At 73.3% G+C, this 10,537-nt stretch carries 7 protein-coding genes; all 7 read right to left on the bottom strand.

Annotated features, from left to right (window positions below):
• Positions 1 to 294 precede the first annotated feature (294 nt).
• Entirely contained in the window at positions 295 to 2,310 is a 2,016-nt protein-coding gene (locus ACYVPE_RS37670; protein WP_461038349.1) for a glycosyltransferase family 39 protein, read from the bottom strand.
• The gene (locus ACYVPE_RS37665) at positions 2,307 to 3,629 is read right to left on the bottom strand and encodes a bifunctional glycosyltransferase family 2/GtrA family protein (protein WP_461038348.1); all 1,323 of its coding nucleotides are present in this window, start codon (positions 3,627 to 3,629) and stop codon (positions 2,307 to 2,309) included. Before ACYVPE_RS37665 ends, ACYVPE_RS37670 begins: the two co-directional genes overlap by 4 nt.
• A 111-nt stretch (positions 3,630 to 3,740) precedes the next feature.
• The gene (locus ACYVPE_RS37660) at positions 3,741 to 4,661 is read right to left on the bottom strand and encodes an oxidoreductase (protein ID WP_461038347.1); all 921 of its coding nucleotides are present in this window, start codon (positions 4,659 to 4,661) and stop codon (positions 3,741 to 3,743) included.
• Between the two features lie 53 nt (positions 4,662 to 4,714).
• Positions 4,715 to 7,069, bottom strand: a complete 2,355-nt coding sequence (locus ACYVPE_RS37655; protein WP_461038346.1) for a beta-xylosidase/alpha-l-arabinosidase — start codon at positions 7,067 to 7,069, stop codon at positions 4,715 to 4,717.
• Between the two features lie 44 nt (positions 7,070 to 7,113).
• The gene (locus tag ACYVPE_RS37650; RefSeq protein WP_461038345.1) at positions 7,114 to 8,028 is read right to left on the bottom strand and encodes a carbohydrate ABC transporter permease; all 915 of its coding nucleotides are present in this window, start codon (positions 8,026 to 8,028) and stop codon (positions 7,114 to 7,116) included.
• Positions 8,025 to 8,942 carry a carbohydrate ABC transporter permease gene (locus tag ACYVPE_RS37645; protein ID WP_461038344.1) on the bottom strand — a complete coding sequence of 306 codons (918 nt, stop codon included), beginning with the start codon at positions 8,940 to 8,942 and terminating at the stop codon, positions 8,025 to 8,027. Before ACYVPE_RS37645 ends, ACYVPE_RS37650 begins: the two co-directional genes overlap by 4 nt.
• On the bottom strand, positions 8,943 to 10,256 hold the full coding sequence (locus ACYVPE_RS37640) for an extracellular solute-binding protein (protein ID WP_461038343.1): 1,314 nt from the start codon (positions 10,254 to 10,256) through the stop codon (positions 8,943 to 8,945).
• Positions 10,257 to 10,537 lie beyond the last annotated feature (281 nt).

Here is a 10,537-nt window from a genome sequence, read left to right as displayed (position 1 = left end):
GCCCTCGGCCCCCGGCCGGGCCCCCACCGCGCGAAGCGCGGAACAAAGGGCGGGCGGGCGGGGAAAACCCCCGGCAAGCCGCAGGGCACCCTGCCCCGGCGCCGCACCCGCCGCCGGCCAGCCCCGGCCCGCCAGGGCCCACCCGCGCGAAGCGCGGAACAAGGGCGGGTGGGCGGGGGAAAAACCGCGCGAGGCGCGGCGCAGCCGCCGGGGTGGAGTGGGCCCGCCGGGGCTCCGCTCGCGCGGAGCGCGGAAGACAGGGCGGGTGGGTGGGGGAGACCCCCCCGGGGCCCGTCAGGCGGTAGCCGTCAGGTCGTAGAGCGTCACCCCTCCCACCACCGTCGCCGGGAAGTTCGCCTCCACCCAGGCGGCGATCTCCCCGGACGTGCCGTCCTGGCCCATCCCCATCCCCATCCCTCCGCCCCCGCCGACGAAGTAGTGGATGTCGCCACGCTCCACGTACGTCACGAACTCCTCCAACGTGGGCGACGGGTCGGTGCCGTTGAAGCCGCCGAGGGCCATCACCGGGGATTCCGTGGCGAGTTGGTAGCTGGCCGCGTTCTGGGCGCCGGTGGTCGCGGCGATCCAGCGGTACTGGTCGGCGTCGGCCGACAGCAGGGTTCGCGTCTCGTCGTCGACCTCGGCTCCGTCGAGGAGCCCGCCGCCCGCGCCTGGGCTCCGCCCCGTGGCCGGCGGCTGGCCGGTCTGGCCCGGCTGGCCGCCGCCCGGAGGCTGGAAGCGGAAACCGCCCGGCCCGCCACCCGGCCCGCCACCGCCGCCGAAGCCCGACGTGACGGTCGGGCCCGCGGTCACGATGGAGCCGGTGTGGGGTTGGCCGATGGTGCCCAGGGTGTAGGCGACGGGGCCGGCCAGGACGGCGCACAGCGCCGTCGCCGCCACCGCGACCGGCAGGCCACGGCCGCGCGGCCTGCCGAGCGGCAGCAGGGCCGCGGCGGCCGCCAGGCCGGCCAGCAGCACGACCCATCGCAGCCACGGGTGCCACTCGGGGCTCCGCCCGAGCAGGACGTACGACCAGCCGGCCGTCACCGCCACCACGGCGGCCAGCGTCGCGGCGGCCCACGGCCGGCCCCGCAGGGACCACAGCGTCGTCGCGCCCATGCCGACCAGCGCCGCGACATAGGGGGCCAGCGCCACGTTGTAGTACTCGTGGAAGATCCCGCTCATGAAGCTGAACGTGACGAACGTGAAGAGCAGCGCCCCGCCCCAGGCCAGGAACGCGGCCCGCCGGCGGTCCGTGCGCGGGGCGCGGGCCGTCACCACCAGGCCGGCGGCGAGCAGCAGGAAGGCCGCCGGCAGCAGCCAGGAGATCTGGCCGCCCATCGAGCCGTCGAACAGCCGGAACAGGCCCGTCTCACCCCAGCTGCCGCCTCCGCCTCCGCCGCCACCGCCGACGCTGCCGGTCTCGTCGCCGGTGATCCGGCCCAACCCGTTGTAGCCGAGGGTGAGTTCGAGGAAGCTGTTGTCCTGGGAGCCGCCGACGTACGGCCGTGACGATGCCGGCCACAGTTCGACGATCGCCACCCACCAGCCGGCGGACAGCAGCAACGCGACGCCGCCCAGGGCGAGTTGCCCGATCCGTCGGAGCGGCCTGGTCGGGGCGCAGACCGCGTACACCAGGGCCAGCGGCGGCAGGATCAGGAACGCCTGGAGCGTCTTGGTCAGGAACGCCAGTCCGAACGCGACGCCGGCCAGCAGCAGCCACCTGGTCCGCGCGTGCTCCAGCGCGCGCAGCACGCAGTAGACCGCCGCGACCATCAGCAGGCAGAGCAGCGCGTCGGGGTTGTTGAACCGGAACATCAGCGCCGCGACGGGCGTCACCGCGAGCACCAGGCCGGCGATCAGTCCGGCGGCCGGGGAGAACGCGCGCCGCACCGCCGCGTGGAGCACCGCCACCGTGGCCACGCCCATCAGCGCCTCGGGGAGCAGGATCGCCCAGGAGCTCAGCCCGAAGATCCGCACCGAGAGCCCCATCGGCCAGAGCGCGGCCGGCGGCTTGTCCACGGTGATCGCGTTCGACGCGTCGAGCGAGCCGAAGAAGAACGCCTTCCAGTCGCTGCCGCCGGCCTGCGCCGCCGCGGAGTAGAAGGAGTTGGCGTAGCCGGAGGCGCCGAGGTTCCACACGTACAGCACGGCCGTCAGCGCCAGCAGCGCGAGGAGTGCGGGGCGCGCCCAGCGCGGGTCGTCCACGCGACCGCGCCAGGCGCGCGCCGCGTGCGCGCCGGTCGTGGGGCGGCGGTCGGGGGCCAACCAGGTCGTGGTGCCAGTGGTGCCAGTGGTGCCTGTGGTCATGACGTGCTCCTCGGGCTCCGGTCGTCATCGAGGCGGGCGAGTGGGACGACGGGGATCCTCGGGGGTTCGGCCCGGGCGGCCGTGCGGAAGATCCAGGCGCGGAACAGCAGGAAGCGCAGCACCGTCGCCACCAGGTTGGCCACCACCAGCACCGTCAGCTCGGTGCCGTGCGAGGGCGCGTCGGCCAGCGCGTCGAGCGCCGCCAGCGAGCCGCTGGTCAGGGCCAGCCCGATGCCGAAGACGACCAGGCCGCGCGCCTGGTGCCGGACGGCGTGCGCCCGCCCCCGCACGCCGAACGTCAGCCGGCGGTTGGCGGCCGTGTTGCCGACGGCGGAGAGCAGCAGCGCCAGGGCGTTGGCGAGTTGGGCGCCCATGCCGAGCCGCAGCAGCGAGTAGAGCAGCAGGTAGCAGAGCGTGCTGAGCACCCCGACCACGGCGAAGCCCACCAGTTGGCGGGCAAGGCCGCGCGGCACGTCGAGCGCCCGGTCGCGCGGGTCGTCGCCGAAGGGGCGGCGCAGCCGGTCGAGCGGCAGGGCGCCGGCGGCCAGTGCCCTGCCCACCCGCCACATGCCCTTGAGGTCCTCGGCCGCGGTGCGCACGATGTCGACGCTGCTGTCCGGGTCGTCCACCCAGTCCACCGGCACCTCGTGGATGCGGAGGCCGGCCCGCTCGGCGACCACCAGCAGCTCGGTGTCGAAGAACCAGCCGGTGTCCTCCACCAGCGGCAGCAGCCGGTCGGCGACGTCCTTGCGGATCGCCTTGAACCCGCACTGCGCGTCGGAGAACCGGGCGGCGAGCGAGCGGCGCAGCAGCAGGTTGTAGGCGCGGGAGACGAACTCGCGCTTGGCGCCGCGCACCACCCGCGCCGAGCGGTCGAGCCGGGAGCCGATCGCCAGGTCGGAGTGGCCCGAGATCAGCGGCGCGACCAGCGGCAGCAGCGCGTTCAGGTCGGTGGACAGGTCGGCGTCCATGTAGGCGAGTACCGGCGCGGGCGAGGCGGACCAGACGGCGCGCAGCGCCCGGCCGCGCCCCTTCTCGGCCAGCCGCACCACCCGGACCCGGGGGAGCTCGGCGGCCAGCGCGCCGGCTATCTCCGGGGTCCGGTCGGTGCTCGCGTTGTCGGCGACGGTGATCAGGAACGGGTAGGGGAAGGCGGCGCTCAGGTGCGCGTGCAGCCGGTGGACGCAGCCCGCCAGGTCCTGCTCCTCGTTGTGGACGGGGACGACGACGTCGAGCACCGGGTCGCGCTGCGCGGTACGCAGGTGCTCCCGGGCCGGCAGGGGGCGCGGCGGGCGGTGGGGGCGGGGGGAGACAACCATGGGGACGACCCTGGGCGCCGGCCCTGAGAGGATTGTTCTATGAAGATGTGATTTCCCTGAGAATCGGGTCTTGGGTCGGTAATGCGCCCGTGGGCGGGCCCCGGACGGGACCTAGGGGATCGTGAAGCGGATGCCCGTCAGCTCCTCGGACGCGGCCCACAGTCGCTCGCCCATCGCGTCGTTCCTGGTCCAGGCGGCGCGCCAGGGCCCGCCAGGGCCGCCGCGGAGGGTGCGGGCGCCCAGGACGCTCGGCCCGGTGAACGAGTCGGGTGCGACCGAGGGCGCGGTGGCCGCGTACAGCAGCGGGGTGGCGCCGACCTCGGGCGGCGCCGCGATCAGCCGGTTGAGCGTGTTGGCGGTGCGCTCCCCGACGGAACTGCCGGCCATCCGCGGCCCCTTGGCCTGGAGCTCCGTCGACGCGTACCCGGGGTGCACGGCGGCGGCCAGCACGTCGTGGCCGCGCAGCCGGCGCGCCAACTCGTGGGTGAACAGCAGGTTCGCCGACTTGGACCTGGCGTAGGCGATCCAGGGCCGGTAGCGGCGCTCGGAGTTGAGGTCCCGCAGGTCGACGTTGGACATCCAGTGCGCCAGGCTGGAGACCACCACGATCCGCGCGCCGGGAGTGGAGAGCAGCTGGCGCGACAGCAGCCCGGTCAGCGCGAAGTGGCCGAGGTGGTTCACGCCGAACTGCGTCTCGAAGCCGTCCGCCGTTCGGGCGAACGGGATGGCCATCAGGCCGGCGTTGTTGATCAGCAGGTCGAGCGGCCGCTCGCCCCAGTCGCCGGCGAAGGCCCGCACAGACGCCAGGTCGGCCAGGTCGAGCAGCCGCAGCTCGGCCCGGGCCTCCGGGACCTCGCCGAGCAGCCGCTCCAGGGCAGCCTGGCCGCGTTGCTGGCTGCGGCAGGCCAGCACCACCTGGGCGCCGCGGCGGGCCAGCTCGCGCGACGCGACATAGCCGAGCCCGCTGTTGGCGCCGGTGACCACCGCGGTGCGGCCCTTGAGATCGGGTATGTCGCGCACGGTCCAGCCCATGCGGCCAAGCCTAGGCCGCGCCGCGGTGTTCGGCGATCCGAGTCAACCTCCGGTCACGTGCGCGGATTGTCCGCGCCCGGCGCGGCGACCGTGCCGGGCACCACCGTGACGGGGCAGGTCAGCCGGCGGTCGCGGCCGACGACGCGCTCCCGACCCGTGAGGGTCAGCGGCAGCCGGTGCCTGATGTCGGCGCTGGACGCGGCGAGCCGCAGCTCCAGCGCGCCTGGCTCCACGATCCGCCGGCCGGGGGCCACCGTGTACGAGGTCAGGTCCGGGTGGAACGCGAACCGCACCTCGGCCGACTCGCCTGGCGCGAGTGGCACCCGGGCGTAGCCGATCAGCCGGTTCACCGGGCGCGCGGTCCTGGCCACTGGATCGTGCAGATACAGCTGGACGACCTCGGTGCCGGCCCGCGCGCCGGCGTTGGTCACGGTCAGCCGCACCTCCGCCGCCGCGTCCACGTCAACAGAGTCAGCAGCCAGGGCGTCGGCGTCCACGGCCGCGTCCGACCAGGTGAACTCCGTGTAGGACAGGCCGTGCCCGAACGGGTAGCAGGGCGTCGGGTCGACGGAGCTGGCCTCGCCAGGCTGCCCGAGCGGCGGCGCCAGGTACGACCACGGCTGGCCGCCCGGGTCCGCCGGCACGCCGACCGGCAGCCGGCCCGACGGCTCCACCCGCCCCGAGAGCACCCCGGCCACCGCGCCGCCGCCCTCCTCGCCGGGGAAGAACGCCTGCACGCAGGCCGCCAGCCGGTCGGCCCAGCGGCCGAGCGCGTACGGCCGGCCGGTCAGCAGCACCAGCACCACGGGCACCCCGGTGGCGAGCGCCGCGTCCACCACCGCCCCCTGGCCGTCCGGCAGCCGCAGGTCGGCGGCGTCGCAGCCCTCGCCCGACGTGCCGCGCCCGAAGAGCCCCGAGCGGTCCGCGACCACCACCACGCACACCTCGGCGCCCGCCACCTCCTCGGGCGTCTCCGCCCTCGCGACCTCGGCGTTCGGCAGCTCGGCCCGCAACGCCTCCAACAGCGTGGGCAGTTCGACGCCGATCGGCAGGTCGGGGTGGTGCGCGCCCGCGTGCCGAGGGAAGGTGTAGCAGCCCAACATCGCCGCCGGATCGTCGGCCAGCGGGCCGAGCACGGCGATCCGCCCGCCGGGCGCCAACGGCAGCGCGCCGTTCCGGTTGGCCAGCAGCACCACCGACTCCTCGGCGAGACGCCTGGCCACCGCCCGCATCCGAGGCGGGTCGAGGTCCACCACGTCACGGTCGCCGGCCAGCGCCGAGGGCTCGCCCGACCAGTCGGCGTCGAGCAGGCCGAGCTGCGCCTTCTGGGTCAGCACCCGAAGCGCCGACCTGTCCACCAACTCCTCGGCCACCTCGCCTGAGCGCAGCGCCTTCAACAGCGGCTCGCCGTAGCAGCGTTGGGCCGGTAGTTCGACGTCCACGCCCGCCGCGAGTGCCAACGCCGCCGCCTCGCCCGGCGATCCGGCCACGCCGTGGCTCAACTCCAGGAAGGAGACGCCGAAGTAGTCCGAGACGACCGTCCCGGTGAAGCCCAGCTCGTCCCGCAGCAGCCGGGTCAGCAGCTCGTGGTCGGCGCTCGCCGGCACCCCGTCCACGTCGTTGTAGGCCGCCATCACCGAGCGGGCGCCGCCCTCCCGCAGCGCCGTCTCGAACGGCGGGAGCAGCACGTCGGCCAGCTCCCGGGGCCCGATGGAGACCGGAGCGTGGTTGCGGGCGCCGCGCGAGGCCGAGTAGCCGACGAAGTGCTTGAGGGTGGCCACGATCCCGGACCGCTCCAGGCCGCGCACGTAGCCGGTGCCGACGGTGGCGACCAGGTAGGGGTCCTCGCTGATGGACTCCTCGGTGCGGCCCCAGCGCGGGTCGCGCACCACGTCGAGCACCGGCGACAGGCCCTGGTGGATGCCGACCGAGCGCATCGAGGCGCCGATCAGCCGGGCTGCCTCCTCGACCAGCTCGGGGTCGAAGGAGGCGCCCCAGGCCAGCGGGGTGGGGAAGATGGTGGCCTGCCAGGCGTTGAACCCGGTCAGGCACTCCTCGTGCGCGATGGCCGGCACCCCGAACCGGTTGCCCGCCGCGATCCGCCGCTGGTCCTCGGCCAGGGTTCTGGCCCGCTCGGTCGGGTCGACCGGGGCGGTGCCGAACGGCCTGGTGAACTGCCCGAGGCCGTGCACCACGACCGAGCGCGGGTCGGGGGTCGACGCGTCGATCTCGTGCTGCCTCGGGGCGACGTCCTCGTCGTCCTCCGACCCGACTCCCGGCCAGATGCCGACCAGTTGGGCCAGCTTCTCCTCCAGGGTCATCCGGGAGAGCAGCGCGGCCGCGCGGGAGGCGGCCGGCAGCGAGACGTCCTGCCAGGGGTGTTCCGGGGGCTCGCTTTGGTCGGGCATGGTGCTCCTTCTCAGTGGTCTTGGTGCTCCCCGAGGAGCGCTCCTCACCGGCCGCCGACGCCCATCAGGCCGTTGATCAACTGCCGGCGGGCGAAGAGGTATGCGGTGAAGATCGGCACGATGGAGAGCACGACGGCGGAGAGCAGCGCCGGAATGTCCGCCCGGTACTCGCCGATGTAGTCGTACAGGCCGAGCGTGAGCACGCGGTTCTCCTGGGACTGGGTGAGGATCAGCGGGAACAGGAAGCCGTTCCAGGCGCCGAGCGCCGCGAACACCCCGACCGTCGAGATGCCGGCGCGGGACATCGGCACCACGAGCTGGAGCAGGATCCGGGTCTGGCTCGCGCCGTCCAGCGCCATCGACTCGTACAGCTCCTCGTCGATGTCCCGCATCGTGCCCACCAGGATCAGCACGCTGACCGGCAGCGAGAACGCGGCCGTCGGCAGGATCACCGCCATCAGCGTGTCGTACATCCGGAGTTCGGTGATCAGCCAGTAGATCGGGATGATCACGGCCTGCGACGGGATGGCCAGGCCGAGCAGGAACAGCTGGAAGGCGCGGCGCGAGAGCGCGGAGCGGTTGCGCACCACGGTGTAGGCGACGGTCACCGACAGCACCACGGCGATGGCCGCGCAGGAGACCGTCACCACCAGGGTGTTGAGCAGATAGCGCGGGAACTCGCCCTCCAGCACCCGCTGGTAGCTGTCGAGGGACGGGCTGGTGGGCAGCGAGAGCGGGCCGTTCTCCAGGTAGGAGGCCCGGTCCTGGAGGGTGGAGATCACCAGCACGTACAGCGGGATCACCACGATGGCCAGCCAGAGCAACGCGGCGAAACCGGCCGGGTAGTTGCCCCTGGGCAGCAGCCGCCGGCCGGGGCCGTGTGCCGGCCGCCCGGCGGGCGTCCCCGGTGGGGTCGCGGGCCGCCGCTTCACGACGGTCCCCGCCTGGGTCTGGGTCACAGCCCCTCCCTGGTGCTCTGCATCCTGGTGAACCCGGTCAGCCGCACCAGCAGCAGCGAGACGCCGGTCGCGATGACCACCAGGGTCCCGGCGATGGCGCTCGCGTAGCCGAGTTCGAAGGTCCTGAACCCCTCCTCGTACATCAGGAAGGGCAGGATCCTGGTGGCGTCGCCAGGGCCGCCGTTGGTGAGGATCAGCACCGTGTCGAAGTAGGTGAGCGCGCCCACCACCATCAGCACGGACGAGGTGATGACGGTGTTGCGCAGCTGCGGCAGCGTGATGGAGAAGAACTGCCGCACGGTGCCGGCGCCGTCGATGGACGCCGCGTCGTAGAGCGACCGCGGGATCTGCCGCGCGCCGCCCTGGTAGATCAGGGTGTGGAACGGCACGAACTGCCAACTGGCCACGAAGACGATGGCGACGAACGCGCCGCGCGAGGAGCCGAGCAGGTCGGCCGTCTCCAGGTCGAACCACTCGGCGACGTCCGCCGCGAGGCCCAGGTTGGGGTCGAACAGGGTCCGCCAGAGCAGGGCGAGCGCCACCGAGGAGGCCAGCAGCGGCAGGAAGAAGATCGCCGACAGCACCGCCCGGTAGCGCTGCCGGCCGGCGGCCCACACGCCGAGCAGCAGCGCGATCGGGGTCTGCACGGCCCAGGTGAACAGGGTCAACAGCACGCTCAGCCAGACGGCGTTGCGCATGCCGTCGTCGTTCCACAGCCGCGACCAGTTGTCGAAGCCGATCCAGGAGGGGCTCCCCAGACCGTCCCAGTCCGTGAACGACAGATAGCCGACCAGCACCATGGGCGCGGCGGCGAAGACGAGGAAGAACAACACGCCCGGAATCGCCCAGGCGAGGCCTGGGCGACCGGCGTGCGGGACGGAGACGGCGTCCGCCCGCGCGGAGTTGCGAGCCACTCAGAGGTCCCGCATCGCGTCGACGAACTCCTGCGCGGACAGGTCGCCACCGAAGAGCTTCTCGATGTTGTCCATCATCGGCGTGGACTGCGCGGCCGGCAGCGCCTGGTCCCAGGACAGCGTGAAGTCCGACGCGTTCGTCACCATGTCGTACTGGAAGCGGGCGAACTCCGGGTTGTTGTGGCTGTCCAGCAGCGACTCCGCGTTGACGGTGGTCGGGATGTCGCCGTTGTCGATCAGCGCCTGCGCGTACTCCTCGCTGGCCATCAGCGACAGGAACTCGACGGCGGCGTCCAGCCGTTCGCCCTCCACGTCGGAGTGGACCGACCAGTAGTTGGTCGGGTTGCCGACCACGGCTGACGGGTCGCCTGCCCCGCCGGGGATGCCGGGGAAGGCGGCGAACGCCAGGTCGTTCTCGGTGAACTCGGGCTGCTGCGCGAGCTGGTTGGCGTACTCCCAGGAGCCCATCAGGTGCATCGCGGCCTCGCCCTGCGCGAAGAACGTCGACGCGCCGTCCGTGGTGTACCGCACGGACCGGAAGTTGTTGCCGAACGTCCCGGCGTCCACCAGCTCCGTGACCCGCTCGGCCGCGGCCAGCACCGCCGGGTCGCCCCAGGCGGCCGCGTCGCCGGCCCTGATCCGGGCGAACACCTCGGCCCCGCCCTCCCGGTCGAGCAGGTACTCGAGCCACATCAGCTCGGTCCACGGGTCGCCGCCGGCGAGCACGGCCGGGGTGATGTCGCGCTCGGCGAACGTGTCCACGAGCCCGAGCAGGTCGTCCCAGGACGTGGGCGGCTGGACGCCGGCCTCGTCGAACAGGCTCTGGTTGTAGAACAGGATCACGGGCTGCACGCCGCGCATCGGCACCCCGTAGATCCGCCCGTCGATCCCGCCGGCCTCCAGGATCGACGGGATGAACGCGCCCTGGAGCCCGGGCTCGTCCGCCACCACGTCCGTGAGGTCGACCAGCATGTCCTGGTCGACGAAGTCGGAGATGCTGCCGCCGCCCCAGTTGAAGAAGATGTCCGGCGCGTTGGAACCACCCATGGCGGTCCGCATCCGGTCCTGGTAGTTCTCGCCCGGGATCTGGGTCAGGTTGATGTCGATGTCGGAGCTCTCGTTGAACCGCTCGACGAACTCCTCCTGGATCACGGTCGAACCGTCCTGGTACACCCACACCTCGAGCCCGTCCCCACCGCGCCCGCCGGGACCACTGCTCCCACAGGCCGCCAACGCGGTCATCGACAGGGCGGCGGCCGTCGCGGCCGCGAGGGGACGTATTCGTCCGGCACGCCGGGTACTAAGGCTTCGCATCGTCGCACACCTTCCGGAAACTCGCCGAAAATTATCGGACCAAGTGCCGAAGCAAAGTACGACCGACGGGCCCGCCCGTCAACACCTCGCGCGCCAACCCGCCTTGGCGGGCGGGGGTTCACGGCGGCGGGCGGTGGTGTGCGTGCCGGTTTCGGCCACGGCGGTTTCCCCCCACCCACCCACCCCACCGGCTGCCGCACCGGGGATGCGCGAAGCGCCGGCACGGCGCGGCGTGGCCGGGCCGGGGCCTGCGGCCGGTGCGGCGCGGCCGGGGCGGGGCG

The sequence above is a fragment of the Streptomyces mayteni genome (genome assembly GCF_054783955.1).
Note: the sequence above shows the minus strand (reverse complement) of the source record. Positions and strands in the feature narration are given on the sequence as shown.